Source organism: Brevundimonas vesicularis NBRC 12165 (assembly GCF_001592205.1).
In the GTDB taxonomy this organism is placed as follows: domain Bacteria; phylum Pseudomonadota; class Alphaproteobacteria; order Caulobacterales; family Caulobacteraceae; genus Brevundimonas; species Brevundimonas vesicularis.
Genome location: NZ_BCWM01000012.1, coordinates 20,635 through 45,982 on the forward strand (window position 1 = coordinate 20,635; position 25,348 = coordinate 45,982).

Genomic DNA, 25,348 nt, shown 5'->3' on the forward strand with positions numbered 1-25,348 from the left:
TCTGGACGCGTCCCTGTGACCAAGCCGCGTGTGGGTCAACGGCGCGGGCGTGACGGTTCGGCGTCGGTTCGATGACTGATGTTCCGTCAAGGGATCAAGCGTCGCCTTTCCGTCGGAAAACCGCGAACTGGGCGTCGTGGAATCGTCGCGGTCGCGTCGCCCCCAAAGGTTAAGCGGCCCCTCCATCGGCTGAAGCGAAACGTCGCTCGCCGAAGGGGACCTGACATGAAACTGAACCTGCTGATGGGCGCCGCGATGGCGCCGATGATCCTGGCGCCGTTCGCACTGCCCGCCCATGCCGATGACGCCGCCGTGGTCGCAGCCTCGGCCGCCGTCGCCGGGGACGTGATCTATGGCCGCGTGACCAACGCCGCCGGCGCGCCGCTGCCGGGGGCCGAGGTTCTGGTGCGCGGCACGGGCCAGCGGGCTGTGACCAACACCCAGGGCGAGTTCACCCTGCCGACCGCCAGCGGCTCTATGGTGCTTGAGGTCAACTATCTGGGCCTGCCCTCGACCAGCCAGACGGTCGTGACGACGCCGGGCGAAGACGCCAATGTCGCCATCGTCCTGGGCGCGCAATCGGCGACGGACGTGGCCGACGTGATCGTGACCGGCGTCATCACCGATGGCGTCGCCCGCTCGCTGAACCAGCAGAAGAACGCCGACGGCACGGTCAACGTCCTGTCGGCCGACGCCATCGGTCGTTATCCCGACCCCAATGTGGCGGAATCGCTTCAACGCGTTCAGGGCATCGCCATCCAGCGCGACCAGGGCGAAGGCCGCTACATCAATGTACGCGGCGCGCCGGCCGCCTTCACCGCCGTGTCGGTGGACGGGGTCGCCATCCCGGCCGTGTCGCCGACGACCCGCGCGGTCGATCTGGACACCCTGCCTTCGGACATCGTCTCCAGCGTCGAGGTGTCCAAGACCCTGACGCCCGCCCAGGACGCCGATTCCATCGCCGGGGCCGTGGACATCAAGACCCGCTCGCCCTTCGACAAGCGCCGCTTGGCCGTCAGCGGCTATGCGGGTGGCAGCTACAACGACTACGGTGGTTCGGACACACGCGCGGGCGCCACGGCGTCCAACGTCTTCGGCCCGGATCAGACCTTCGGCGCCCTGGTGTCGGTCAGCTATTCCGAAACCAACCGCCGGCCGGACAACGTCGAAAACGGCTGGGTTCTGATCAACCGCAACGCCGCGCAGGGCGGCGGCCAGATCTGGGGTCTGGAGAACACTCTGTTCAAGGACTACGAGACCGAACGGACCCGCAAGGCCGTCACCGGCGCGCTTGAATGGCGGCCGAGCGACGCGATCCGTCTGTGGGTCAAGGGCTCCTATGCCCAGTTCCGCGACGACGAGTTCCGCAACACGCTGAACTTCACCTACAGCGACGGAACGCTCCAGCCGGGCTCGACCGACACCAGCGCGACCTTCACCAACGCCCGCATCTACAAGCAGCTGCGTCACCGCACCCAGGAGAACGACATCTCCACCCTGGTGCTGGGCGGCGAGCAGACGTTCGGCAATGGGGCGGTCTGGGACGGCGCCCTGTCGTTCGCCAACAGCAAACAGACCTATCCGCATCGCGACGAGCTGGTCTATCGCTCCAGCGCGACGACCCTGTCCTATAACACGGCCGACCATTATCAGCCGACCTATTCGGCCTTCAGCGATCCCACGGGCTTCTATCTGAACGCCAACAACTACAGCTTCCGGGAAAACACCTTCCGCTCGAACACGACCGAGCAGGACGATGTGGCGTTCAAGACCAATCTGTCGCTGCCCACCGTCATCGGCGGCCGCGAAGTCGAGCTGAAGTTCGGCGCCAAATACAGCACCCGCGACGTTACGGCCGATGAAGAGCGGTTCCGCGACCGCAGCGCGGCCGCCAGCTCCGGCGCCCTGGCGGCGCTGCTGAGCGATCGTCCGTCCCAGAACTACGACTACAATCTGGGCTTCAAGTTCGATGCGGGTCTGGTGACCGACTATTTCGATCGGGTCCGGGCCGGCTCGACCAATCCCGACCCGGCCGCCGGCGTGCGCCGCATTCCGCAGTCGATCACCGCCGACTATACGGCGCAGGAAGATATTCTGGCGGGTTATGGCCAGGCCCGGTTCGATATCGGCGCGACCAATGTGCTGGTCGGCCTGCGTGTCGAGAAGACCGACTTCGAAGGGTCGGCGACCAGCGTGGCCCTGTCGGGCGCCCAGAGCCTGGTCAAGGTCGAGCGCGACCAGACCGACTTCTTCCCGAACCTGACGCTGCGCCACAGCTTCAGCGATCAGCTGGTCGGCCGTTTCGCCCTGACCCGCGCCATTTCGCGCCCGGACTATACCGACATCGTTCCGCGGGTTCTGGAAACCACCGACAGCGGCCGCACGACAGTGACGCGCGGCAATCCCGATCTGAAGCCGACCCTGTCGAACAACATCGATGCGGGACTGGAATACTATCTGCGGCCGCTGGGCGTCATTTCGGCCAACGCCTTCTACAAGGACCTGTCGAACTACCGCTTCACCCTGGTGACGGACGGCGTGCCCTATGTTACCCCGACCACCACGGTCGCCCAGGTCACCGAGGCCCGCAACGCCCGCGACGGCCATATCGCCGGCATTGAGTTCAACTGGCAGCAGACGTTCGACTTCCTGCCGGGCTGGGCGTCGGGCTTCGGCGTCTTCGCCAACTACACCCTGACGGATGCGGAGATCAAAACCAGCCGCGCCTTCGCCGGTCGCGACACCTTCGTGCTGCCGGGTCAGTCGGACGAGACCTATAACGCCGCCCTGTTCTACGAACGGTACGGCTTCAGCGCGCGCGTCTCCTACACGCATCGTAGCGAATTCCTGGAGGCGATCGACGCGACCAATCCCGGCAAGGACCTCTACGTCGAAGGTCGCGGTCAACTGGACTTCACCGCCAGCTACGACTTCGGCAATGGGGTGGAAGTGTTCGGCGAGGCCAAGAACCTGACCGACAGCGCGGGCGTCCGCTATTACGGCGTCAAGGAGCGGACCTACGAGTACGAGAAGTTCGGCTACAACGTCTTCCTGGGCGTGCGCTTCAAGCTCTGAGCGCGCCGGTGAGACATGATCGAAGGGGCCGGGCGGCGACGCTCGGCCCTTTTTCGTCGTCTGACCCTCTGCAATTGGTCGAAACGCGGCCCCATATGGGGTCCAGCGGTTGACCCGTGCGGGGTCGGCGCTAGTGTCCGCGCGCCTTTCCCCGCGCGCCAGAAGACCAGAGGATACCATGGCCGAAGCCACCGCCGCCTACGACGTCGTCATCATCGGCGGAGGCCCTGGCGGCTATAACGCCGCGATCCGCGCCGGCCAGCTGGGCCTGAAGGTCGCCTGCGTGGAGATGCGTTCGACGCTGGGCGGCACCTGCCTGAACGTCGGCTGCATGCCGTCCAAGGCTCTGCTGCATGCGTCGGAACTGTGGAACGCCGCTAATACCGAGTTCGCCAAGATCGGCATCGAGGTCCAGCCCAAGCTGCACCTGGACCAGATGCACAAGGCCAAGGACGACAGCGTCACCGCCCTGACCAAGGGGATCGAGTTCCTGTTCAAGAAGAACAAGGCCGACTGGATCAAGGGCAAGGGCAAGATCGTCGGGAAGGGTAAGGTCGAGGTGACCGCCGCCGACGGTTCGGTCCAGACGCTGGACGCCAAGAACATCGTCATCGCCACCGGCTCGGAGCCGACCCCGCTGCCGGGCGTCGCCTTTGAAGACGGCAAAGTCATCGATTCCACCGGCGCCCTGTCGCTGCCGGCCGTGCCCAGGAAGCTGATCGTGGTCGGCGCCGGGATTATCGGCCTGGAGCTGGGTTCGGTCTGGCGCCGTCTGGGCGCCGAGGTCACGGTGGTCGAGTTCCTGGACCGCATCACGCCCGGCATGGACACCGAGGTCGCCACCGCCTTCCAGCGCACCCTGACCAAACAGGGCATGAGCTTCAAACTGGGCGCCAAGGTCACCGGCGCCAAGTCGGGCAAGGACGGGGTGGAACTGACCGTCGAGCCGTCAGCCGGCGGCGCCGCCGAGACGATCAAGGGCGATGTGGTGCTGGTCGCCATCGGTCGTCGTCCGTACACGGACGGTCTGGGCCTGGACAGCGTCGGCGTGACGCCGGACAAGCGCGGCTTCATCGATCATGACCACTTTAAGGTGGCGGATGGCGTCTGGGTGATCGGCGACGTGACCCACGGTCCGATGCTGGCCCACAAGGCGGAAGAAGACGCGGTCGCCGTGATCGACACCATCGCCGGCAAGTATGGCCACGTGGACTATGCCCTGGTGCCCAGCGTCGTCTACACCTTCCCCGAAGTGGCCTGGGTCGGTCAGACCGAGGACCAGCTGAAGGCGGCCGGCGTTCAGTACAAGAAGGGCAAATTCCCCTTCACCGCCAACAGCCGCGCCAAGATCAATCACGAGACCGACGGCTTCGTGAAGGTTCTGGCCGACGCGGCGACCGACAAGGTGCTGGGCGTCCACATCATGGGCCCGCAGGCCGGCGAGATGATCCACGAGGCCGCCATCACCATGAGCTTCGGCGGCGCGTCGGAAGACATCGCCCGCACCTGCCACGCCCACCCGACCCGTTCGGAAGCCGTCCGTCAGGCGGCCATGGATGTCGAAGGCTGGATGATGCAGGCCTGATCCGAAACGGATCGCGACTTCAAGCAGGGCCCGGACGGCGACGTCCGGGCTTTCGTCACATCAGGCCAGACCCTTCAGCCGATAGAGCGCCTCCAGCGCCTCGCGGGGGGTCAGTTCGTCGGGGTCCACGCCACGCAGGGCCAGTTCCACGGGGGAGGGGCCGCGTATCGGTTCCGGCTCGGCGACGGCGAACAGGGGCAGGTCGTCCAGTCGGGCGGCGGCGGCCTTTTCGCCCTCCAGCCGGTTGAGCACCGAGCGGGCGCGGGCGACGACGGCGCCGGGAACGCCGGCCAGTTTCGCGACCTGGACGCCGTAGGAGCGGTCGGCCGCGCCGGGCGCCGCCTCGTGCAGGAAGACCAGTTCGCCGTTCCATTCGCGCGCGACCATGGACAGGTTGCAGACGTGGTCCAGCCGCGTCTCCAGCTGGGCCAGTTCGTGATAGTGGGTGGCGAACAGGGTGCGCGCCCGGTTGGTCTCGTGCAGGGCCTCGGCCGTGGCCCAGGCGATTGCCAGACCGTCATAGGTGGCGGTGCCGCGCCCGATCTCGTCCAGAACGACGAAGCTCTTCGGCGTGGCCTGGGTCAGGATGGCGGCGGTCTCGACCATCTCCATCATGAAGGTGGAGCGGCCGCGCGCCAGGTCGTCGCCGGCGCCGACGCGGCTGAACAGCCGGTCCACCACGCCCAGCCGCATTGAACGGGCAGGCACGAAGGCGCCGGCCTGGGCCAGGATCACCAGAAGCGCGTTCTGGCGAAGGAAGGTCGATTTACCGGCCATGTTCGGGCCGGTGACGATGGCCAGGCGCGATCCGTCCTGACCCGACCCGTCCAGCCGGGCGTTGTTTGGGGTGTAGGGATCGCCGCCTGCCTTGACCGCCGCCTCCACGACGGGGTGGCGGCCGGCCTCGACGCAGAAGGTCAGGGTGTCGTCCACGATGGGGCGGGTCGCGCCGACTTCCTGGGCCCATTCGGCGAGGGCGGCGTGGGCGTCCAGTTCGGCGAGCGCCTCGGCGACGGCCTGCAGCGGCTGGGCCAGGCGGGCGGCCTCGCGTCGCCAGCCCTCGAAGGTCTCGGCTTCGATGGCGAGCGCCCGGTGGCCGGCCTGGCTGATCTTGGCGTCCAGCTCCGACAGTTCGACAGTGGTGAAGCGGATCTGGTTCGCCAGGGTCTGGCGATGGATGAAAGGGCTGTCGGGCCCGGCGCGGAGCAAGGCTTCGGCCGCCTTGGCGCTGGTTTCGAGGAAATAGCCCAGCACGGCGTTGTGCTTGATCTTGAACGGCACGCCGGACTCGACGACGGCGCGGGCCTCCAGATCGGCGACGACGCGGCGGCTGTCGTCGCGCAGGGTGCGGGCGGCGTCCAGTTCGGGGCGATAGTCGGGGCGCACATAGCCGCCGTCGCGCGCCAGATGGGACGGCTCGTCCACCAGGCCTTCGATCAGGTCGGCCTTGAGCCGCGAAACGTCGGGCGACAGGGTTAGGCGGTCCAGCGCCGAGGCGATGCGGCGCGGCTGGCCGGTCAGAGGATCGACCTGGCCCACAAACAGGCCGGCGACGCCCTCGGCGATCGACAGGCCGGTGCGCACGGCGGCCAGGTCGCGCGGGCCGCCGCGACCCAGCGCCAATCGCCCGACGGCGCGGGCGATGTCGGAGGAGGCCTTCAGCGCGTCGCGCAGATCGCGACGCAGGTCGCGACGCTCCAAGAGCCATTCGACGGCGTCGAGCTGTTCGTTGATGGCCAGGGGATCGCGCAGGGGCCGGGCGATCCGTTCGGCCAGGGCGCGCGCGCCGCCCGAGGTGACGCTGCGGTCGATGCAGGCGAGCAAACTGCCCTCACGCTCGCCGCGCTGGGTGCGGTCGATCTCAAGGCTGGCGCGGGTCGCCGGGTCGATGGCCAGAAAGCCGCTTTCGCCCAGGCGGCGCGGCGGGGCCAGGGCGGGGACCTTGCCGGCCTGGGTCGTCTCCAGATAGGCGGCGATCAGACCCAGGGCCGAGACCTCGGCCTCTTCGAAGGCGCCGAAGCCGTCGAGCGCCGAGACGCCGTACAGGCGTTCGACGCGGGCGCCCGCGGCCTGGGGTTCGGCGATGGCGCCGGCCAGCGCCTGGACCACGCCGCCCGAGCCGTCCAAGGCGTCGCGGGTGGTCTCGTCCGAATACATCCGGTCGGTGACCAGGACTTCGGACGGGCGGAAGGCGGCGAGCGCCGCGCCCAGGTCTTCGATAGAACAGGCGACGCTGTCGACCGCGCCCGACGACAGTTCGACCACGGCGACGGCCGCGCGACCTTTACGCACCGCGACCGCCGCCAGACGGTTGGCGCCGCGCGCGTCCAGCAGGCTGTCTTCGGTCAGGGTGCCGGGGGTGACGACCCGGACCACGCCGCGATGCACCACGGCCTTGCCGCCGCGCTTCTTGGCCTCGGCGGGGTCTTCCAGCTGTTCGCAGATGGCGACCTTGTGGCCGATGCGGATCAGGCGGGCGAGATAGCCCTCCATCGCATGGACCGGCACGCCGGCCATAGGGATGTCCTCGCCCTGATGCTTGCCGCGCTTGGTCAGGGTGATGCCGAGCGCCGCCGCCGCGACCTCGGCGTCCTTGAAGAACAGCTCGTAGAAATCGCCCATGCGGAAGAAGAGGATGGCGTCCGGCTGGCCCGCCTTGGTCGTCAGATATTGAGCCATGAACGGCGTCGCGCCTTCCAGCGAGGCGGCGATTTCCGGGGGATGAGAGACGGGCGCGTTCATGTGGCCACAGGGTGACGGATCGCGCCCGGCGGCTCAAGGCCGTTGACCGGCTCTTGCACAGGCTTGTCGGCCCTGCGATAGGCCGGGTCAGGCGGTTAAGGGAACACGGTGTGACGCCGTGGCTGTGCCCGCAACTGTAGGCGGCGAGAGCGTCGTCCGTCCGGGGTTTCGATCCCGGCGCCACTGGGAGACTGGGAAGGCGAGGACGGCGGTTTACGACCCGCAAGCCAGGAGACCTGGCCGCCGACGTCGCTCGCTCCTGTCCGGGACCAGACAGCAGCGCGGTTTCTCCGTGGAAGCGACCCGACCTTGCGCCGTCCAGACGCCTAAGCGGTCTGGCGGGTCGGTTCGCTCATGACGGTCTCTCGCGCGCATTCGCGGGACCGAACACGGGGGTATCGCTCAATGAAGCGTTCCATTCTTCTTTCGACGGCGGCGATCGCGGCCGCCTTCGCCGCGCCTGCCTTTGCCGAGGACGCGACCCAGCTGGACGAGGTGATCGTCACCGCCACCCGCATCCCGGCCATCGTCGCCGACACGCCCGGCGCCCGCGTCATCGACGCCAAGACCATCGAGCAGCGCGGCGCGATCTTCGCCGCCGACATCCTAGCCGATGTGCCGGGTCTGTCGGTGACGCGCTCGGGCGCCTTTGGCGGCGTGGCCCAGGTGCGGATGCGCGGTGCGACGCCCGGCAAGACCCTGGTCCTGGTCGACGGCGCGCCGGTCAATGACGCGGCCGAACCGAACGGCGCCTATGACTTCTCCAGCTTCGAACTGGCCGACATCGCGCGCATCGAAGTGCTGAGCGGCCCGCAGTCGTCGCTGTGGGGATCCGACGCCATCGGCGGGGTGATTTCCTTCACGACGCAAGAGATCGACGGCCTGCGCGCTGAGGCCGAGGCCGGCAGTTTCGACACCGTGCGCGGCCGCGTGTCGGCGGGCGTCGCCAACGAGACCTACGCCTTCAGCGCCTATGCCTCGCGCTTCGACACCGACGGCATTTCGGCGGCGGACGAGGCTGATGGCAACACCGAGGCCGACGGCTTCCGCAGCACGACGCTCGGCGCCAAGGGGCGGTATGTCCTGTCCGATGCAGTCAAGGTCGATGGATCGGTGCGCTGGAACAAGTCCAAGGCCGATATCGACGGCTATTACTTTGTTCCGCCGGATAGCTATGTGTTCGGTGATACGAACGACACCCAGAAGAGCGAGCAATGGTCAGGCTTTGGTCGGGTGACGGCCAAGGCGTTCGGCCTGACGCACCAGTTCAGCGTTTCGGCGTCGGATCTGGATCGCAGTTCGGTCAGCGGCGGCTCCGGCTCCGGCTCCACCTTCACCGGCGACCGTCAGGCGTATCGCTGGCAGGCGAACGGCCAGGCGCAGGATATCGACTATGCGTTCGGCGTCGAACGCAACGAAACCTCGGCGGCCCTGTCGTCGGGCCTGTCGCGCGATCTGTCGATCACCTCGGTGTTCGGCGTGGCGCAATACGATGTCGGCGCGCTGAATCTGACCGGCGGACTGCGTTACGACGACACCGACGATTTCGGCTCCAAGACGACGGGGCGGGTGTCGGCGGCCTATGACCTGGCCGGTGGCTTCATCCTGTCGGGCGCCTACGGCACGGGCTTCAAGTCGCCGACGGTCAGCCAGGCGGTCTGCGACTTCTGCTTTGCGCCGCGGCCCTATCCCGAGCTGAAGCCGGAAACGGCCGACAGCGTCGAGATCGCCCTGGGCTGGGCCTCGGCCGACGGTCGGTTCGATGGGCGGGCGACCCTTTATCGCCTGAACGTCGAGGACCAGATCACCTATACGGCTGGCCGCTACATCAACGTCGCCAAGACCCGTTCGGACGGGTTCGAGCTGGAAGGCCGCGCCCTGCTGGGCGGCGGGTTCGACCTGACCCTGGCCTATGCCTGGACCGACGCGACGGACCGCACGACGGGCGCGCGCCTGCTGCGCGTGCCGGAACACGCCGGTTCGGCGACCCTGGGCTGGACGGGCGACCGTCTGTCCGGCGCGCTGACGGTGCGGGCGGAAGGCGATCAGGACGATTCGAACGGCTTCTCGACCGTGGCGCGCGACGGTTTCGTCACCGCCAATCTGAACGCGGCCTTTGAACTGAGCGACAAGGTCACCCTGACGGCGCGGATCGAGAACCTGGGCGACGAACACTATCAGCAGGTGTTCGGATACGGCGAGCCGGGACGGTCCGGCTACGTCGGGATCAGGCTGCGCTACTGATCCGGGCGCGGGCGTCGGCGGTGAAGGCCGCCGGCGCCTCGAGCGCCAGAGCCGCCCAGTCCAGATTGGGACAGGGAGCGTGGGCGGCGGCCAGGATGGCGCGCAGTTCGGCGGCGGAGGCGACGCTGGCCACGACCTTGTCGACGCCGGGAAGGGCGAGGGCGTAACCGAGCGCTGCCTGCATCGGATCGCAACGCTGCTCGGCCAGACGCCGACGCGTGCGCGAGAGGGCCTGGGCATGACTGGCCAGTTCGGCCGGAAGATCGTCGCCGCCTGCAAACAGCAGGCCGCCGGCGAAAACCGAAGACAGATGAACCGAGGCGCCTGTGTCGGCGATGGCTTCCAGAACGCCGTCCTGGGCCGCGCGCTGATCCAGCAGGCTGCACGGCACCTGGACCACGTCGGCTTCCAGACGGCGGGCCAGAAGCGCGGGACCGTCCTCGATCGTGGCGCAGAAACCGATGCGGCGGAACAGGCCGCGATCCTTCAGGCTGCGGGCGCGATCCCACAGGGCGCGGCCTTCGGCGCCGGCCAGATCGGCGGCGTTGGAAATCAGCAGAACATCGCCGCGCGGCAGGCCCATCCGCTCCAGCGAACGGCGAGCGCGGGCCTCGACCCGGTCCAGACCTTCGCTGAGCGCAACGGTGCGGACCGTAACCTGGAAAGGCGAGGGGAAGGGCCAGGCCTGACCCAGCAGGCGTTCGCCGTCGCCCTCGGGCCGGGTGGCGATCAGCTTGACCCCGGCGTCGGCTCCGGTTTGCAGCAGAAAACGCATGGCGTCTTCGCGGGCGCCGGAGGGCGCGCTCATGAAGGCGCCGGGCGCGCGCTCGGGCTCGGTCACCACGGCGAGGGCCAGGCGATGGATGGGCGACGACGCCGAAGGTGTGGCGGGGGAATACGACACGCCCGACACTATGATCGCCAATGCTTAAGGGACGCTGAGCGAGACCTTAAGCGAACCCTACTTATCCACCGCTGATATGCGCACTGAGGCGAAAATCAGGCGTCGGCGTCAGGCTGTAAGTCCGGGTGGGCCGAGGCGAAGGCGGGGTGGGCCAAGGCGGTCTGTTCGACCGCCAACAGACGCGGCCAGGGCGACAGGTCCATGTTGAAGCGTCGCGCCGAATACATCTGTGGAATCAAATAACAATCGACCAGGGTCGGGGCGTCGCCGAAGCTCCAGCCGGCGCCGTGGCGGGCGACTAGAGCCTCCAGCGCGTCGAAGCCCGGAGCGATCCACCGGGCCGCCCAGGCGTCCACGGCTGCGTGATCGGCTTTGAATTCAGACCGGATGGCCTTCAACACGCGCAGATTGTTGAGCGGATGAATGTCGCAGCCGATCAGCGCGGCCATGGCGCGCACGGTCGCCCGGTCGTTCGTCCCCTTCGGCAGCAGGGCCGGGTCGGAGTGGGTTTCCTCCAGCCATTCCAGAATGGCCGGGCTCTGGGTCAGGACGAAGTCGCCGTCTTGGAGGGCGGGGACCATGCCCTGCGGGTTCAGCGCCACATAGTCGGGCGTCTTCTGGTCGCCCTTGCGCAGGTCGTGCGCGGCGTTGTCGTAGCCGATCCCCTTGAGATTCAGAGCGATGCGAACGCGGTAGCTGGCGCCCGAGCGCCAGTAGCCGTGCAGGATCATGACTGCACCTCGAAGCTGAGCGTCTCCAGCCCGTCGATGGTCACGACCACGCGGTCCCCCGGCTTGACCGGGCCGACGCCGGACGGGGTGCCGGTGAAGATCAGGTCCCCGGGTTGCAGAGACCACAGGGCGGCGGCCGCCGCGACGATCCGGTCGGGGTTCAGAATCATGTCGTTCAGGACGCTGTCCTGTCTGGTTTCGTCATTGACGCTCAGGCGGATGGCGCCGTCGGGCGACGGCAGGTCGCCCAGGCTGATGGGCCCGCAGGGCGCGGACTGATCGAACCCCTTGGCGGCGTCCCAGGGCCGGCCGGCGGTCTTGGCCTCGGCCTGAAGATCGCGGCGGGTCAGGTCGCAGCCGACGGCCCAGCCGACGATAGCCACGCCGCCATCCTCACCCGGCCCGATCGCGGCGACCAGTTCGGCCTCGTAGTGCAGGTTCGCGGTGGCCGACGGATAGGATGGGTTCGCGCCATCCGAGACGATGGCGTCGCCCGGCTTGGTGAAGAAGAAGGGCGTCTGTTTGTCAGGGTCCGACCCCATTTCGCGCGCATGGGCGGCGTAGTTCTGGCCCACGCACAGGATGCGGCGAACGGGGAAGCGCTGGTCCGATCCGACGATCGGCAAGGACGGGGCGGGGCGGGGCGCAAACAGCCATTGGGTCATAACGACCGTTCTAGTGCGGCGAAAAGCCCGTGGCGAGAGGCGCACGCCCGACCCACCTAAAGGAACCTCGTTGCGCATGTGGCGTTGCAACACGGGGTTCTCTATTCTACCGCCAAGCTTTCAACGGAGCGCGCACCATGGCCACCACCAAGGCTCGAGAAGATATCAAGGCCGACCTGAAGACCCTCAAGGAGGATCTGAAGACCGGCGCCCGCGAAGAGACCCAACGCCTGCGCGACAAGGCCGCCGAGGCCGAGGCCAAGCTGCGCGCCAAGAGCGACGAAGTTCGCGAGCAGGCCCGCAGCTATTACGACGAGGCCCGCGTGAAGGGTCGCGAATATTATGACGACGCGGCCGAACGCTTCGATGAGGCGCAACGCTATGTCGTCGAGCGCGTGCAGGAGCGTCCGCTGCAATCGACCGCCGTGGCGCTCGGCGTCGGCGTCATCCTCGGCATGCTGCTGGCCGGCCGCCGTCGCTGATGTTCAAGGGCATCGTCAAAAAACTGGTGGCGACGGCTGTCGTCGCCGCCAGTGCGTTCCTTGCCGTCGTCTTCCTGGGCGTGGCCATCTTCTATGCGCTCAGCCTGACGCTGACGCCGCTCGGCGCGGCGGCCGTGACGTTTGGTCTGTTCGCCTTGGTCGCCCTGATCGTGGCGCTGGTCTTCCTGAAGGGCGACAAGCACGACGACGCCGAAGAGGAAAATGAGCCTGAGGGCCTTTTGGGCAAGGTGATTCACATCGTTCGCGAGCGTCCGATCGTCGGCGCCGTGGGCGGTCTGGGCGCGGCCTTCCTGCTGCTGCGCAACCCGGCCTTGGCGGCGATCGTCGCCAGCATGGTCGCGGATCGCAAGATGGATCAGGGCGGCTATTCGCGTCGTCGCCGTCGATAGGCGATGGAACGGCCAGGCGACCCTGGCGTTGATGATGCAGACCGACGAACGGCTCCCGGGTCGCCGACGGCAACATCAACTCAGGAGAGCTAAACCCATGATGCGCTGGGCAATTATCTTCCTCGTCGTGGCCCTCGTCGCGGCTGTTCTCGGCTTCGGCGGCATTGCGAACTTCTCGTTCGAGATCGCCAAGTTCGTCGCCGTCGTCGCTATCATTCTGTTCGTCATCGCCCTGGTGGCCGGCGGACTGCGTGGACGCGGCGCGCCACGACTTTAGGCTAAATACATAACGTCGAACGAGGGGCGGAGCCGAAGGCTTCGCCCCTTTTTCATGCACAGCGCGGCCCAATAAGAAAGAACTTTACAACACAAAGCAAATGGGTGATGTTGTCTCAACGGTTCGAGGAGGAGAGCATCATGACCCGCGAGACCCAAGCCATTCAGGACGACATCGCCTATATGCGCAGCCTGGCGCACGAGGGGCGGCATGCACCCCTTCTGGCCGGGCCGATCCTGGTGACGGCCGGCATCGTGTTCGGAACGACCAGTTTGATCCAATGGGCCATCCAGTCGGGTCTCGTTCGGCTCAATCCTTGGTCTCAGCTGTGGGTCTGGATCGTCGCCGGCGTGGTGTTCGCCGTCGCCCTGACGGTCCTGATCGGTCGCATGAAGACCAAGCCCGGCGTCAACTCCGCCGGCAACAAGGCGGTCGGCGCGGCGTGGGAAGGCGTGGGTTACGGCATCTTCGTCACCTGGTTGGCGCTGGTTGCCTTGTCCCTGAAGACCGGACAGTGGTCCTGGATGGCGGTGATGCCGACCGTGGTCCTGGTCGCCTATGGCTCGGCCTGGATGATCGGCGCGGCGATGACGCGGACGCGCTGGATGTCATACACCGCCTTGGCCGCCTACGTCGGCGCGGTCGCCGTCGCCTGGTTCATGGGCAGCGCCACGATCTATCCGGTCTTCGCCGTGATCCTGTTGGCCGTGGCGCTGGTCCCGGGCATCGTCCTGATGCGTCAGGAACCGTCGGAGGTGGTCTGAGCATGGCCGACGACTTCGACATCAGCCGGATCGACGACGTCATTCACGGGCGCATCCGGCTGGGGATCATGGCCTATCTGTCCGGCGCCGGGTCGGCCGACTTCACTACGCTGAAGACCCGGTTGCAGACCACGGACGGCAATCTGTCGGTCCATCTGCGAAAGCTGGAAGAGGCGGGGTTCGTCGCCGTCTCCAAGCGTTTCAACGGTCGCAAGCCGCTGACGGAGGCCAGTTTGACCGATCAGGGACGCGACGCCTTCGTCGCCTATCTGGATGCAATGGCGGGCCTGCTGCCAGAGCGGTGAACATAGGCTAGAAGCGCGGTCATGACCGACCGCCTTCACGCCTTCGAGGCCATCGACAACTTTCGGGACTATGGGGACTACGCCACGGCGGCCGGGCGGCGCGTGAAGCCCGGCCGTCTGCTACGTTCCGCCCACCACGCCCGGGCCAGCGAGGCCGATCTGGAGCGGCTGAAGGCGCTGGACATCGGAGCCGTGGTCGATCTGCGGCGACCGGGCGAGCGCCGCGACCAGCCGTCGCGTCGGCCTGAAGGCTTCAGCGGGGAGGTCATTGAGGGCGGCGTGGACGACGGGGCCGAGGCGCCGCACCTCACCTTTCTGAAGACCGCCGACCTGACGCCGGACTCCGGGCGGCGCTTCATGACGCAGACCTATCGCGCCCTGCCGTTCGACGCATCGCATCAGGAGGTGTTTGGCCGCTATTTCCAGGCCCTGGCGGATCAGGACCGGACGGTGGTGATCCATTGCGCGGCGGGCAAGGACCGGACGGGTTTTCTCGCCGCCCTGACCCACCATCTGCTGGGCGTGTCGCGCGACGATATGGTCGAGGACTATCTGCTGACCAACACCGCCGTCGATCTGGCGGGCCGGGCGCCCGGCATCGCCAAACAACTGCACAAGATGACGGGTCGGGTGGCCTCGGACGACGCGATCGTGGCCTTTCTGGGGGTCGAGGCCGCCTATCTGGAAGCCGCCCTCGCCGAGGTCGAGGCGTGGCATGGATCGGTGGATGCCTATCTGAAGGAGGCGCTGGGCGTCGATGCGGCGCGCCGTGATCGGATCGTGGAGCGGCTGACCGCGTGAGCGAGGTTTTCAGCCACACCGTCACGCGCGACGCGCCTTGGGTCGATCCGGTCGCGGTGGCGGCCGGTCTCGGCGGTGGCGACGGCGCGCTGGCCCTGCTGTCGGACGGCGGGCCGGGCGGTCGCTGGTCTCACGTCGCCCAGGCGCCGGACGTTGTGCAGGTTGGCCCGGTGGATGACGCCGCGCCGTTCGAGGTGCTGCGTGATCCGGTGTTCGCCGCGGGCGTCGTCGGTCTGGCTGCCTATGACGCAGGCGCCCGGCCGGCCACCGGACAGCGCGGCACGGTCTGGCCCGATCTGATGCTGGCCCGCTATCCCGCCATGCTGAGCTTCGATCATCTTGAGCGCTCAGTGTGCGCCACGGGAAGAGGCGCGACGGCGGAGCAGGCGACGGCGGCGGCCGAGCGGGCCCTGACCTGGCTGGCGACGGCCGCGCCGGTCGTGACCCCGTCCGCGCCGGCCGACCGGTTCGAGGCCGAGGCGCCGGCGAGCGCCTATCGCGCCGCCGTGGCGGATGTGGTGGAGCGGATCGGGGAGGGAGAACTATTCCAGGCCAATATCGCCCGGGCCTGGTCCGGGGAGCTGAGCCCCGGCCGCGATCCGTTCGAGGTCTTCCTGCGGCTGCAAAAGGAGCGCGCGTCGCCGTTCGGGGCCTATTGGCGGCTCGGGGATCGGGCGCTGGTGTCGAACTCCCCCGAACTGTTCCTCGCCTTCGATCCCGCCAGTCGCCGCATCGAGGCGCGTCCGATCAAGGGCACGCGCGCGCGGGCGGAAGAGCCTCGAGAGGATGCGGCCATGGCGGACGAACTCAGCGGCAGCGCCAAGGATCGCGCCGAGAACCTGATGATCGTGGACCTCATGCGTAACGACCTGGCCCGCGTGTCGCAGCCGGGGTCGGTCAAGGTCGAGGCGCTTTTCGAGGTTGAACACCATCCGACGGTGCATCATCTGGTCTCGACCGTGACGGGCGAAGCCATGTCTGCGGTCGGTCCGGCCGACTTGCTGGAGGCGACCTTTCCGCCCGGTTCGATCACCGGCGCGCCCAAACACCAGGCGATGAAGGTGATCGCCGCGCACGAGCCGCCGCGCGGACCCTGGTGCGGGTCATTGTTCCTCATCGGCGACGACGGCGCCCTGACCGCGTCGGTCTTGATCCGAACAGCAGGTTTCGAACGGAAAGACGGCGTCTGGAAATATCGCACCCTCGCCGGCGCCGGGATCGTCGCGGACAGCGATCCGGCAGCCGAGGAGGCGGAGACGGAGGCCAAGATTTCAGCCATGCGGCAAGCCCTGATCGGATCCTGAGATCAGCAGCCGGTGCAGTTGATGACGTCCACCGTGCGCGGTCGCAGATAGGACATGCGGCTGAACTTGGTCACATAGGGCGCGACCTGATCGAAGGGCGAGCGGTAGTCGTAGAAGGCCTCGGCGACGATCACGGACTCGCCCTCTTCCAGCATGTCGGACGGAATCTTCGCGTCAGCGACAGTGAGCTTGGACGTCACGCCTTTTCCGACGCTCCAATCGACCCTGTAGGTCGTGGAGTTCACGCGCGTGACGCTGCTGACCCGTTGGGTCAACGATGTTGCAGAAAACGGCGCCATGATCAGATCGCCGATGGCGAAGACGTCGGACAGGTCGGTCTTGGTGATGCTGTCGCTTTGGGAAACGAGATCGGCCACCATCGAGGAGACGTGGCCGGTGCGCTTCAGGGCCATGTAGCCCTGACAGAATTCCACCATGCTGAAGTAGAACAGGATCAGGATCGGCGCGAGGAAGGCGAATTCCACGGCGGCGACGCCGCGCGTGTCACGCCCCAGGAGCCGCAGCCATGGCATCACGGTGAACCGCTTCATTGCCATGGCTCATTGCGGAAGGCGGTGGCGGCGCTGAGCAAGACCTTGCCATTGCCCGCCCGCGATACGGCCTGGCTCAAGAGCGGCGTCACCAAAGGGTGGACGTACCAGACGCGAACCAGAATCAGGTCGCCGGCCTTGCCGCCGTCGTAGGTGGTCTTGCTCGGGTCCATCGCATTGTTGGAGATCGGGTCCGGCACGTTCGGCGCCGAGAACTTGGGCACGACCCGGACGTCCACGGTCACGCGATTGGCGCAGTCCGACTTGAACACCACCATCCGGTCGCAGATCTGGGCCTTGAACTTGTCCTGATCCAGCTTCTGCGTGTTGCCCTGGCCTGTACGGATGAGGCGACCGCTTTCCATGGTCGCCGTCTCCAGCACCGAATCCAGCACGAAGACCACGCCCAGCTCCAGGATCGAGAAGATCATCAGGAAGAAAGGGATGGCGACCATGGCGAACTCGACGGCGGCCGCGCCTTCGCGAGTTCGTCTCGACCGAGGCCGTCGCGACTTCGATGATGTCCACAGGGCCATGGCGTCGGATCAGGGCGCGGTCGGCGCGGTCGTCGTCGAAGATGACCGCGTGCTCGCCGAGCAGGATGCGCCGCAGGTCATCTCCGTCGCCTGTGCGCCGCGCCAGACGCGGACCGAACCGGTGGAGCCGCCGGTCACGACCACTTCACGCTGAAACAGGGTGCGCCCGACGCCATCAACGGCGACCACCTCGGTGACGCCATACCCTTTGCCGACGATGAACATGGTGTTGGCGTCCACCAGCGAGACATCGGCGATCTGAGGGTTGCCGACGATGATCGAGGCGGCGGCTCCCCGAAGCTGAACGCGCGCCGAGCGATCGATCTCGACATTCAGCGCGCCGTCCTGGGCGCTGGCGGCGACGGGGGCGGCGACGAGGGCGGCGGCGAGCAGAAGGGACGAGATGCGAGACATCGGCGGCTCTTGATAGTGGCGCGTGCAAACGCGGACGCGCGCATGATGCAGCCGTGATCCTCAACAAAGGCTGAAGCGCAGATATGAGAATTTTCTTTGGTAAATCTGCGCGTAACCAAACCTCGTGACTCAGATTTAACGGGCCTCGTGCATTTTGATCCTGCGTTTGGGGGTCAAGCGGGCTACCGGCTCCCCCCGCCAAGTTGCTCGCTAGACCATTTGAAAAAGGAACTACCCATGACCAAGTTCATCTCGCGCTTCGCCAAAGACGAATCCGGCGCCACCGCCATCGAATACGGCCTGATCGCCGCTCTGGTCGCCGTCGCCCTGATCACCGTGCTGACCACGATGAGCGGCAAGCTCAGCCAGACCTTCACGAAGGTTTCGACCTCGCTGGACAACGCCAGCAAGTAAATCTCGCCAGAGCTTTACGGGAAGGGCCGGGACGCAAGTTCCGGCCCTTTTTGCATGGTGGAAACCCAACCTTAAGTCCTGTCGAGCAAGATGTCGGTCATGGATACTCTGCTGCTCACCCTGCTCGGCGTCTTTCCGGCCCTGGTCATAATCGGGGGTCTGCACGACCTGATCACCATGAAGATCCCGAACTGGATCTCCCTGGCCCTTGTCGGAGCCTTCTTCCCCATCGCCTTTCTGATCGGCGTCGCGCCGATGGATGTCGCTATCCATGTCGGCATCGGGTTCGCGGCCTTGCTGGTCGGCATGGGCATGTTCGCCGCCGGCTGGATCGGTGGAGGCGACGCCAAGCTGCTGGCCGCCAGCTGTCTTTGGATGGGGATGAGCGGCGTCGCGCCCTTTTTGATCTACACCGGCATAGCGGGCGGCGCCTTCTGCCTGCTGCTGATGACCGCGCGTCAGTATTTTCCGATGGTCGCCCCTTCGGTGTCGCAAGGCTGGGTCATCAATCTGATGCAGCCCAAGGGCGACATTCCTTACGGTGTCGCCATCGCCATCGGCGCCCTGCTGGCCCTGCCCGAGAGCGGGCTGCTGCTGACCTTCGCCTCGGGTCGCTGACACCCCGTTGACCGGCGTTCGCGGCGCTTAGGAAGCGTTAACCCGCAAGGCCCATGATCGTTAACGGTAGGCGTCGGGGGATGAATCCGAAACAGAGCGCCTGCTGGAGACATCCTGGATGAAGCCTGCCCGCATCGTCGTCATCTGCATCGCCGCCGTCTCGGCCATCGGTCTGGCCTTGGTGGTCCGGGCCATGGGGTCGTCATCGAACGAGCCCACGACACCCGCCGCCGCCGCTCCCGTCGAAGTCCGCCCGATGGCCAAGGTGCTGGTCGCCGCCAAGGATCTGGAACCCGGCAAGCGTCTGGTGGAAGCTGACCTGGAATGGAAAGATTGGCCCGTCGACGAGGTCAATCCCGTCTTCATCACCGATGGCTCCACCCCGGTTCCGGCCAAGCCCGCTGCGGAAAGCGCGGCAGAGAAGGCGACGGACGCCGTGAACCGCGTGACCAAGGCGGCGACGGAACTGGCCACGACCGGCGCCAAGTCCGACTACATCGGCTCGGTGGTCCGCGAACCCATTCTGGCCGGAGAGCCGATCGTGTCGCGCAAGATCGTGCGCGCCGGCGATAGCGGCTATCTGGCCGCCTATCTGGAGCCCGGAATGCGGGCCATGGCCATCGCCGTGACGGTCGAATCTGCGGCCGGCGGCTTCATCCTGCCGGGCGACCGCGTCGATGTGGTGCTGACCGCCGAAACCAACCGCGACGGCGCCGTCGAGGGCGCGACCAAGTCCAAGTTCGCCTCGGGCGTCGTGCTACAGAACATCAAGGTCCTGGCCATCGACCAGGCGACCCGCGTCGGCGACGACGCCCAGGCCGTCGTGGGCGCCACCGCGACCCTGGAAGTCCGACCGCAGGACTCAGTTCTGCTGGCCCAGGCCAAGTCCGAGGGCGAACTGTCGCTGTCGCTGCGATCGTATGCCGACACCGCCGGACCATCCGGCGCCACACGCCGCCCTGTCGCGGCCGTTTCCCAACCCCAGGCCGTGCGCATCTATCGCGGCGGCGCGCCCGAAGTGGTGGCCGTGCCATGAGAACTCAACCGATGCGCCGACCCACGATGCGCAAGGCCGCCGCCGCCGCAGCCTGCGCCCTTCTGGCCACCTTGGCCGCCGCGCCTGCCGGCGTCGCCCAAACCCGCGCCGCCGTCTCGACGGGTGCGGCGCAGCGCTTGATCAACCTGCCGCGCGGCACCTCGTTCGCGGTGGATTTGCCGGCCGACGCCCGCGACGTGATCGTCTCCAATCCGCAGGTGGCCGAGGCCATGCTGCACTCGCCGCGCCGCATCACCGTCATCGGCATCGCGCCGGGTGAAACCGACGCTGTCTTCTTGGACGCGGCAGGCCGCACCATCCTGAGTCTGCGGGTTCGGGTGGACGCCGGCACCAGCGCGCTTCAGGACACTCTGGATCGCATGATCCCAGGGGGCGGCGTTAGGGCCGAGGCCGTCAACGACAGCATCATCCTGAGCGGGGTCGCCGAAAATCCTGCGCAATCGACGCAGGCCAGCCGCATCGCCGCCGCCTTCGTTTCGGCGCCCGAGAAGGTTCTGAACCTGATCACCGTTCCGGGCTCGGATCAGGTGACCTTAAAGGTTCGCGTGGTCGAGGTTCAACGCAACGTCATCAAACAACTGGGCTTCAATACGTCGGCGGTGCTGGGCCGATTGGGCGACGCCCAATGGTTGCTCGGCAATGCCGCAACGTGGGGCGTCAACGGCGCCCTGTTGGGCGGCGTCAGCGCCGGAACTTCGATCGATACGACCAAAAACTATCAGTTGCAGCGACCCTGCGGCGGGGCGTTCCCGGCCGGCACGCTCTGTAATTTCACCGTCAACGGCCCGGATGACGCCTCCAACTGGGACACGGCGCAACCCGGCACCGGACCAGGTTCAGATAATCTGAACAAGGGCGAAGCGACGCTAAAGGCCTTCGAGCGCGTGGGTCTGCTGCGTACTCTGGCAGAGCCGAACCTGACTTCAGTCAACGGTGAAGCCGCAAGCTTCCTAGCCGGGGGCGAGTTCCCCGTGCCGGCCAGCCGCGATTCGCAGGGTCAGATCACCGTTCAGTACAAACCCTATGGGGTGGGGCTGTCGTTTCGACCGGTCGTATTGTCGGGCGGTCGCATCAGCCTGCAGGTCAAGGTCGAGGTGTCCGAACTGTCGTCGCAAGGCGGCCTGACGATCGGCGCGGGGACGGCTTCATCGATCACCCTGCCGGGCCTGACGGTTCGCCGCAGCGAGAACACCATCGAAATCCCCTCGGGCGGATCGATGATGATCGCCGGCCTGCTTCAGGAAAACAGCCGCCAGACTGTAGACTCTTTGCCGGGTGTCACGAACCTGCCGGTGCTGGGATCGCTGTTCCGGTCGCGCGATTATCTGATGGGCGAGACCGAACTGGTGGTCATCGTCGAGCCCTATATCGTCAGCCCGACGTCGCCTGATCGGATGCAAACGCCGGCCGATGGCCTGCGAATCGCCGAGGACAGCCAGACCATCCTCTTTGGCCAGTTGAACCAGGTCTATGGGTTGCCGAATGCGCCCCCGGCCGGTTCGGTCGGCTATGTGATCGAGTGAGCACATCCATGACTCGCACCCTGATTGTCACACTTCTGACGACCACGGCCCTGGCGCTGGGCGCCTGTGTCGGCGGCCCCGCCAGCTTGGGCGGCGAGCCGCCGTTGACGCCGACCTCGCGTTATCAGCTCCAGGTCGAGCCGAATCTGGATCGGATCGCCCTCGCGGTTCACGACAGCGGCCTGTCGCCGGCGCAGAACGGCGCGCTGCAAGAGCTGGTCGGGCGCTATCGCTACGTCGGCACCGTGCCGATGGTCATCGAGGCCCCGGCCGGAAACGACCCGGTGGCCCTGAAGACCGCCTATGACATCCAATCGGCCTTGGCGGCCTATGGTGTCTCGCCAGAGCGCATCACCGTGGTCAGCTACGCCGCGCCGGATCCGCGCGCGCCCGTGGTCGTCGGCTATCAGACGATCCGCGCCGCCGTGCCGCAGTGCGGAACCGCCTGGGGCAATCTGAGCCGGACCGGCGACAATCGGTCGTCATCCAACTTCGGATGCGCCGTGACGGCCAATCTGGCGGCCCAGATCGAGGATCCACGCGACATCCAGCGGCCACGCACCATGACGCCGGCGGACGCCGGGCGCCGAACTGTAGTGTTCGATGCCTATCGCGGCGGCAAGCCGACATCGGCCGAGCGCGAAGACCTGATCCGGGATACCGCCGTGTCCCGTGCGGTGAACTGATCATGAGCACAGCCCCAGCCCCTCGCGAGTTCGATACCTTCGACGACGCGTTCGATGTCGATATGGAGTTCGCGCCTCCGGTTGACGACGTCGCCGCGCCGCGCAGCCCGCTTCAGTTCACGCCTGCGGCGTCGGCGATGCCGGCCGGAGCGGCGCCTCAGCCCCAATCGCCGCTTCAGGCCGCGCCTCTGGCGCCGGTCCCGGCCGCCCCGGCCTATGCGCCCGACGCCGCCGGCTTCAATCCGGTCGGTGACGTGGTCGCCCAGGCCCAGGCCAGCCTGATGGATACGGGTCTGGCCTTCACCGGTCTGGCCCCCGCCAGCAACATCGGTGAAGTGTCGGTGCCGCGCATCGCCATCCATGTCTTCGCCGAGCGCCAGGACACCCTCGCCTCGGCCGAGCGTGCGGCCCAGGACCGTCGCCTGTCGCGCGCCACGACCCAGATCCGAGTCGGCGGCGTCGCTGCGGCCGTCGAGACCTATCAGCATGAGCCGACACCGCCGCTGATCATCGTCGAGTGCCTGAAAGACCCCCAGACCCTGCTGTGGGAAGTCGATCAGCTGGCCGAGGTCTGCGACGCCGGCACCAAGGTCGTGGTGATCGGCGCGACGAACGACATCATCCTGTTCCGCGAGCTGATGCGGCGCGGGGTCAGTGAATATCTGGTCGCGCCCTTGCAGCCGCTGCAGCTGATCGCGGCCATCGGCGGCCTGTTCAACGACCCGGCCCAGCCCTTCGTGGGTCGCACCATCGCCTTCGTCGGGGCGCGGGGCGGGGCGGGGGCCTCGGCCGTGGCGCACAACACCGCCTATGCGATTTCCGAGCGGATCGGCGCCAATACGGTGATCGTTGACTATGACCTGCCGTTCGGCACCGCCGGCCTGGATTTCAACCAGGACCCGCTGAACGGCGTCGCCGACGCCCTGGGCCAGCCCGATCGGCTGGATTCAACGCTGCTGGACCGGATGATGGTCCGCTGCACCGACAAGCTGAGCCTGTTTGCGGCGCCCGCCAGTCTCGACACGGACTGGGACATCTCGACCGAGGCGTTCGAGGAGGTCACCAACCAGATCCGGGCCACGGCGCCCTTCGTCGTGCTGGACCTTCCGCACCTGTGGTCGCCGTGGATGCGCCGCACCCTGATCAGCGCCGACGAGGTGGTGGTCGTGGCGACGCCGGACCTGGCGTCCCTGCGCAACGCCAAGAACATGATCGACCTGATCCGTCAGGGCCGCCCCAATGACGCACCCCCGCGCCTGGTGCTGAACCAGGTCGGCGTGCCGGGACGCCCGGAAATTCCAGCCAAGGACTTCGGCGCGGCGCTCGGCGTGCATCCCAGCCTGATCATTCCGTTCGACGCCAAGACCTTTGGCGCCGCGGCCAACAACGGCCAGATGATCTTGGACGCCGGCGCGAAGACCAAGTCGGCCGAAGCCTTCCAGACCCTGGCCCAGATCGTGTCGCGCCGCGAACTGCCGATGGTGGCGGGCCCCAAGGCCAAGCCGGCAAAGGCTGGCAAGGCCGAGAAGACAAAGCCGGCCGATGGGGCGTCGAAATCCCTTTTCGCCAATATGTTCAAGAAGCGCTGACGGATGTTCGGCAAACGCACAGGTCAGCCCGGCGCCGCCCCTGCGCCCCTGCGGCCGGCCCCGGCCCCCGCGCCGGCGTCCGCGCCCGGCGGCGAACCTGTGTCCGTGTTCAGCATGCAGGCGGCCGCCGCGCCTATGGCGGCGACGACTAACGCATCGGCCTTTGCCTATGCGGACGAGGATCTGGAGCCGGCGGCCGACGCCTTCGACCGCGCGTCTGCGCCCACGCAGCCCGCGCCGGCCGATCGTCTGGACGCCCTGGCCTCACGTCCCAAGCCCAAGCCGGCGCCTGAGGCACCGCGTCCCACCGGCAATGTCGCCGGCACAGGTCCGAAGGCCACGGCGGGTCTTGAACAGCTGAAAAAGGCCCAGGCGGTCGCCGAGATCGTCCGGGAACAGAGCGACTACTATCACGCCACGAAGACGACGATCTTCAATGCGCTGATGAACACCATCGACCTGGCCCAACTGGCGCATCTGGACCAGAAGGCGGCGTCGGAAGAGATCCGCGACATCGTCGCCGAACTGGTGGCGATCAAGAACGTCTCCATGTCGGTCGCCGAGCAGGAGCATCTGGTCCAGGACATCGTCAACGACGTTCTGGGCTATGGTCCGCTTGAGCCGCTGCTGAGCCGCGACGACATCGCCGACATCATGGTCAATGGTGCGGGCCGCGTCTTCATCGAGGTCGCGGGCAAGGTCCAGCTGACCAATGTCCGTTTCCGCGACAATACCCAGCTGATGAACATCTGCCAGCGGATCGTGAGCCAGGTCGGCCGCCGCGTGGACGAGTCGAGCCCCATCTGCGACGCCCGCTTGCCGGACGGTTCTCGCGTCAACGTCATTGCTCCGCCGCTGGCCATCGACGGTCCGACGCTGACGATCCGGAAGTTCAAGAAGGACAAGCTGACGATGAAGAATCTGGTGGAGTACGCCTCCATCAGTCCCGAGGGCGCGCGCGTCCTTGGCGTCATCGGCGCGTCACGATGCAATCTGGTCATCTCGGGCGGCACCGGTTCGGGCAAGACGACGCTGCTGAACACCCTGACGGCCTTCATCGACCCGACCGAGCGCGTCATCACCTGCGAGGACGCCGCCGAACTGCAACTGCAGCAGCCGCACGTCGTGCGTCTGGAAACCCGCCCGCCGAACCTGGAAGGCCAGGGCACGATCACGATGCGGGATCTGGTCAAGAACTGTCTGCGGATGCGTCCCGAGCGGATCATCGTCGGCGAGGTGCGCGGACCCGAGGCGTTCGACCTGTTGCAGGCCATGAACACGGGCCACGACGGGTCCATGGGCACGCTGCACGCCAACAGCCCGCGCGAAGCCATCAGCCGGATGGAGTCCATGATCACCATGGGCGGCTACGGCCTGCCGTCCAAGACGATCCGCGAAATGATCGTCGGCTCGGTTGACGTCATTATCCAGGCCGCCCGTCTGCGCGACGGTTCGCGCCGCATCACTCACATCACCGAGGTCGTGGGCCTGGAAGGCGATGTGATCGTGACGCAGGACCTGTTTGTCTACGACATCACTGGCGAGGACGAGAACGGCAAGATCATCGGCCGTCATCGCTCGACCGGCATCGCCCGTCCCCGCTTCTGGGACCGCGCCCGATACTACGGGCTGGAGCGCGAGCTGGCCGACGCCCTGGACGCGGCGGAGTAG

General features: G+C 67.0%; 24 protein-coding genes and 1 riboswitch. Of the genes, 17 read left to right on the plus strand and 7 right to left on the minus strand.

The window, feature by feature from the left end:
* The first annotated feature begins 225 nt into the window (after positions 1–225).
* Positions 226–3,075 (plus strand): TonB-dependent receptor, encoded by a 2,850-nt coding sequence (locus BVE01S_RS10810; RefSeq protein WP_066627421.1) that lies wholly within the window; start codon positions 226–228, stop codon positions 3,073–3,075.
* Between the two features lie 178 nt (positions 3,076–3,253).
* Entirely contained in the window at positions 3,254–4,660 is a 1,407-nt protein-coding gene (gene lpdA, locus BVE01S_RS10815; protein WP_066627425.1) for a dihydrolipoyl dehydrogenase, read from the plus strand.
* A 60-nt stretch (positions 4,661–4,720) separates the two neighbouring features.
* Here the strand turns inward: lpdA and mutS are convergent, their stop codons facing one another.
* Positions 4,721–7,402, minus strand: a complete 2,682-nt coding sequence (gene mutS, locus BVE01S_RS10820) for a DNA mismatch repair protein MutS (RefSeq protein WP_066627428.1) — start codon at positions 7,400–7,402, stop codon at positions 4,721–4,723.
* A 50-nt stretch (positions 7,403–7,452) separates the two neighbouring features.
* Positions 7,453–7,661: riboswitch (cobalamin riboswitch) on the plus strand.
* 146 nt (positions 7,662–7,807) lie between these two features.
* Here mutS and BVE01S_RS10825 point away from each other — a divergent pair.
* A complete protein-coding gene (locus BVE01S_RS10825; RefSeq protein WP_066627430.1) occupies positions 7,808–9,646 on the plus strand; it encodes a TonB-dependent receptor plug domain-containing protein in 1,839 nt (612 codons plus the stop codon).
* On the opposite strand, the gene BVE01S_RS10830 is transcribed toward BVE01S_RS10825, so the two are convergent.
* The 3 genes from BVE01S_RS10830 to BVE01S_RS10840 form a co-directional block, all read right to left on the minus strand.
* Complete coding sequence (locus BVE01S_RS10830; protein WP_205678582.1) at positions 9,630–10,550, minus strand: aldo/keto reductase; 921 nt, start codon at positions 10,548–10,550, stop codon at positions 9,630–9,632. The two genes, BVE01S_RS10825 and BVE01S_RS10830, sit on opposite strands and share 17 nt — an antisense overlap.
* A gap of 95 nt (positions 10,551–10,645) precedes the next feature.
* The gene (gene maiA / locus BVE01S_RS10835) at positions 10,646–11,281 is read right to left on the minus strand and encodes a maleylacetoacetate isomerase (RefSeq protein ID WP_066627434.1); all 636 of its coding nucleotides are present in this window, start codon (positions 11,279–11,281) and stop codon (positions 10,646–10,648) included.
* On the minus strand, positions 11,278–11,946 hold the full coding sequence (locus BVE01S_RS10840) for a fumarylacetoacetate hydrolase family protein (protein ID WP_066627436.1): 669 nt from the start codon (positions 11,944–11,946) through the stop codon (positions 11,278–11,280). Before BVE01S_RS10840 ends, maiA begins: the two co-directional genes overlap by 4 nt.
* 137 nt (positions 11,947–12,083) lie before the next feature.
* On the opposite strand from BVE01S_RS10840, the gene BVE01S_RS10845 reads away from it, so the two are divergent.
* The 7 genes from BVE01S_RS10845 (at position 12,084) to BVE01S_RS10875 (ending at position 16,289) form a co-directional block, all read left to right on the plus strand.
* Complete coding sequence (locus BVE01S_RS10845; protein WP_017506144.1) at positions 12,084–12,428, plus strand: ElaB/YgaM/YqjD family protein; 345 nt, start codon at positions 12,084–12,086, stop codon at positions 12,426–12,428.
* The gene (locus BVE01S_RS10850; RefSeq protein ID WP_066627438.1) at positions 12,428–12,838 is read left to right on the plus strand and encodes a hypothetical protein; all 411 of its coding nucleotides are present in this window, start codon (positions 12,428–12,430) and stop codon (positions 12,836–12,838) included. Before BVE01S_RS10845 ends, BVE01S_RS10850 begins: the two co-directional genes overlap by 1 nt.
* 34 nt (positions 12,839–12,872) lie before the next feature.
* Positions 12,873–13,115, plus strand: a complete 243-nt coding sequence (locus BVE01S_RS10855) for a DUF1328 domain-containing protein (protein ID WP_441441203.1) — start codon at positions 12,873–12,875, stop codon at positions 13,113–13,115.
* Between the two features lie 140 nt (positions 13,116–13,255).
* The gene (locus tag BVE01S_RS10860) at positions 13,256–13,879 is read left to right on the plus strand and encodes a hypothetical protein (RefSeq protein ID WP_240612149.1); all 624 of its coding nucleotides are present in this window, start codon (positions 13,256–13,258) and stop codon (positions 13,877–13,879) included.
* 2 nt (positions 13,880–13,881) lie between these two features.
* Positions 13,882–14,184: a winged helix-turn-helix domain-containing protein gene (locus BVE01S_RS10865; RefSeq protein ID WP_066627442.1), complete on the plus strand. Its 303-nt coding sequence runs from the start codon at positions 13,882–13,884 to the stop codon at positions 14,182–14,184.
* A 21-nt stretch (positions 14,185–14,205) separates the two neighbouring features.
* The gene (locus BVE01S_RS10870) at positions 14,206–14,985 is read left to right on the plus strand and encodes a tyrosine-protein phosphatase (RefSeq protein ID WP_066627444.1); all 780 of its coding nucleotides are present in this window, start codon (positions 14,206–14,208) and stop codon (positions 14,983–14,985) included.
* Complete coding sequence (locus tag BVE01S_RS10875; RefSeq protein WP_066627447.1) at positions 14,982–16,289, plus strand: anthranilate synthase component I family protein; 1,308 nt, start codon at positions 14,982–14,984, stop codon at positions 16,287–16,289. The genes BVE01S_RS10870 and BVE01S_RS10875 overlap by 4 nt, the downstream gene beginning before the upstream one ends.
* Before the next feature lie 2 nt (positions 16,290–16,291).
* On the opposite strand, the gene BVE01S_RS10880 is transcribed toward BVE01S_RS10875, so the two are convergent.
* Genes BVE01S_RS10880 through BVE01S_RS10890 form a run of 3 tightly spaced genes read right to left on the minus strand, consistent with a single transcriptional unit; the run spans position 16,292 to position 17,790 of the window.
* The gene (locus BVE01S_RS10880) at positions 16,292–16,840 is read right to left on the minus strand and encodes a TadE/TadG family type IV pilus assembly protein (RefSeq protein ID WP_066627449.1); all 549 of its coding nucleotides are present in this window, start codon (positions 16,838–16,840) and stop codon (positions 16,292–16,294) included.
* Entirely contained in the window at positions 16,837–17,376 is a 540-nt protein-coding gene (locus BVE01S_RS10885; RefSeq protein ID WP_066627458.1) for a TadE/TadG family type IV pilus assembly protein, read from the minus strand. Before BVE01S_RS10885 ends, BVE01S_RS10880 begins: the two co-directional genes overlap by 4 nt.
* Positions 17,377–17,385: 9 nt before the next feature.
* Positions 17,386–17,790 (minus strand): pilus assembly protein N-terminal domain-containing protein, encoded by a 405-nt coding sequence (locus BVE01S_RS10890; protein WP_066627460.1) that lies wholly within the window; start codon positions 17,788–17,790, stop codon positions 17,386–17,388.
* Between the two features lie 237 nt (positions 17,791–18,027).
* On the opposite strand from BVE01S_RS10890, the gene BVE01S_RS10895 reads away from it, so the two are divergent.
* The 7 genes from BVE01S_RS10895 to BVE01S_RS10925 all read left to right on the plus strand — a co-directional run bounded on the left by BVE01S_RS10895 (position 18,028) and on the right by BVE01S_RS10925 (position 25,348).
* Positions 18,028–18,204, plus strand: a complete 177-nt coding sequence (locus BVE01S_RS10895) for a Flp family type IVb pilin (protein WP_066627462.1) — start codon at positions 18,028–18,030, stop codon at positions 18,202–18,204.
* Positions 18,205–18,303: 99 nt separating this feature from the next.
* The gene (locus BVE01S_RS10900) at positions 18,304–18,822 is read left to right on the plus strand and encodes an A24 family peptidase (RefSeq protein WP_066627566.1); all 519 of its coding nucleotides are present in this window, start codon (positions 18,304–18,306) and stop codon (positions 18,820–18,822) included.
* Between the two features lie 118 nt (positions 18,823–18,940).
* Positions 18,941–19,858 (plus strand): Flp pilus assembly protein CpaB, encoded by a 918-nt coding sequence (gene cpaB, locus BVE01S_RS10905; protein WP_066627464.1) that lies wholly within the window; start codon positions 18,941–18,943, stop codon positions 19,856–19,858.
* An 11-nt stretch (positions 19,859–19,869) separates the two neighbouring features.
* Positions 19,870–21,402: a type II and III secretion system protein family protein gene (locus BVE01S_RS10910; RefSeq protein WP_066627466.1), complete on the plus strand. Its 1,533-nt coding sequence runs from the start codon at positions 19,870–19,872 to the stop codon at positions 21,400–21,402.
* An 8-nt stretch (positions 21,403–21,410) separates the two neighbouring features.
* Positions 21,411–22,088: a CpaD family pilus assembly protein gene (locus BVE01S_RS10915; protein WP_066627470.1), complete on the plus strand. Its 678-nt coding sequence runs from the start codon at positions 21,411–21,413 to the stop codon at positions 22,086–22,088.
* Positions 22,089–22,090: 2 nt separating this feature from the next.
* Positions 22,091–23,677: a CpaE/TadZ family protein gene (locus tag BVE01S_RS10920; RefSeq protein ID WP_066627472.1), complete on the plus strand. Its 1,587-nt coding sequence runs from the start codon at positions 22,091–22,093 to the stop codon at positions 23,675–23,677.
* Between the two features lie 3 nt (positions 23,678–23,680).
* Positions 23,681–25,348, plus strand: coding sequence for a TadA family conjugal transfer-associated ATPase (locus BVE01S_RS10925; RefSeq protein WP_039243986.1), 1,668 nt, complete (start codon positions 23,681–23,683; stop codon positions 25,346–25,348).

What these genes read in the sequence shown, in the direction of transcription:
- BVE01S_RS10810 (WP_066627421.1), top strand. Translation starts at nt 226, where the DNA reads ATGAAACTGAACCTGCTGATGGGCGCCGCGATGGCGCCGATGATCCTG.
- lpdA (WP_066627425.1), top strand. Translation starts at nt 3,254, where the DNA reads ATGGCCGAAGCCACCGCCGCCTACGACGTCGTCATCATCGGCGGAGGC.
- mutS (WP_066627428.1), bottom strand. Translation starts at nt 7,402, where the DNA reads ATGAACGCGCCCGTCTCTCATCCCCCGGAAATCGCCGCCTCGCTGGAA.
- BVE01S_RS10825 (WP_066627430.1), top strand. Translation starts at nt 7,808, where the DNA reads ATGAAGCGTTCCATTCTTCTTTCGACGGCGGCGATCGCGGCCGCCTTC.
- maiA (WP_066627434.1), bottom strand. Translation starts at nt 11,281, where the DNA reads ATGATCCTGCACGGCTACTGGCGCTCGGGCGCCAGCTACCGCGTTCGC.
- BVE01S_RS10840 (WP_066627436.1), bottom strand. Translation starts at nt 11,946, where the DNA reads ATGACCCAATGGCTGTTTGCGCCCCGCCCCGCCCCGTCCTTGCCGATC.
- BVE01S_RS10845 (WP_017506144.1), top strand. Translation starts at nt 12,084, where the DNA reads ATGGCCACCACCAAGGCTCGAGAAGATATCAAGGCCGACCTGAAGACC.
- BVE01S_RS10850 (WP_066627438.1), top strand. Translation starts at nt 12,428, where the DNA reads ATGTTCAAGGGCATCGTCAAAAAACTGGTGGCGACGGCTGTCGTCGCC.
- BVE01S_RS10855 (WP_441441203.1), top strand. Translation starts at nt 12,873, where the DNA reads ATGCAGACCGACGAACGGCTCCCGGGTCGCCGACGGCAACATCAACTC.
- BVE01S_RS10860 (WP_240612149.1), top strand. Translation starts at nt 13,256, where the DNA reads ATGACCCGCGAGACCCAAGCCATTCAGGACGACATCGCCTATATGCGC.
- BVE01S_RS10865 (WP_066627442.1), top strand. Translation starts at nt 13,882, where the DNA reads ATGGCCGACGACTTCGACATCAGCCGGATCGACGACGTCATTCACGGG.
- BVE01S_RS10870 (WP_066627444.1), top strand. Translation starts at nt 14,206, where the DNA reads ATGACCGACCGCCTTCACGCCTTCGAGGCCATCGACAACTTTCGGGAC.
- BVE01S_RS10880 (WP_066627449.1), bottom strand. Translation starts at nt 16,840, where the DNA reads ATGAAGCGGTTCACCGTGATGCCATGGCTGCGGCTCCTGGGGCGTGAC.
- BVE01S_RS10885 (WP_066627458.1), bottom strand. Translation starts at nt 17,376, where the DNA reads ATGGCCCTGTGGACATCATCGAAGTCGCGACGGCCTCGGTCGAGACGA.
- BVE01S_RS10890 (WP_066627460.1), bottom strand. Translation starts at nt 17,790, where the DNA reads ATGTCTCGCATCTCGTCCCTTCTGCTCGCCGCCGCCCTCGTCGCCGCC.
- BVE01S_RS10895 (WP_066627462.1), top strand. Translation starts at nt 18,028, where the DNA reads ATGACCAAGTTCATCTCGCGCTTCGCCAAAGACGAATCCGGCGCCACC.
- BVE01S_RS10900 (WP_066627566.1), top strand. Translation starts at nt 18,304, where the DNA reads ATGGATACTCTGCTGCTCACCCTGCTCGGCGTCTTTCCGGCCCTGGTC.
- cpaB (WP_066627464.1), top strand. Translation starts at nt 18,941, where the DNA reads ATGAAGCCTGCCCGCATCGTCGTCATCTGCATCGCCGCCGTCTCGGCC.
- BVE01S_RS10910 (WP_066627466.1), top strand. Translation starts at nt 19,870, where the DNA reads ATGCGCCGACCCACGATGCGCAAGGCCGCCGCCGCCGCAGCCTGCGCC.
- BVE01S_RS10915 (WP_066627470.1), top strand. Translation starts at nt 21,411, where the DNA reads ATGACTCGCACCCTGATTGTCACACTTCTGACGACCACGGCCCTGGCG.
- BVE01S_RS10920 (WP_066627472.1), top strand. Translation starts at nt 22,091, where the DNA reads ATGAGCACAGCCCCAGCCCCTCGCGAGTTCGATACCTTCGACGACGCG.
- BVE01S_RS10925 (WP_039243986.1), top strand. Translation starts at nt 23,681, where the DNA reads ATGTTCGGCAAACGCACAGGTCAGCCCGGCGCCGCCCCTGCGCCCCTG.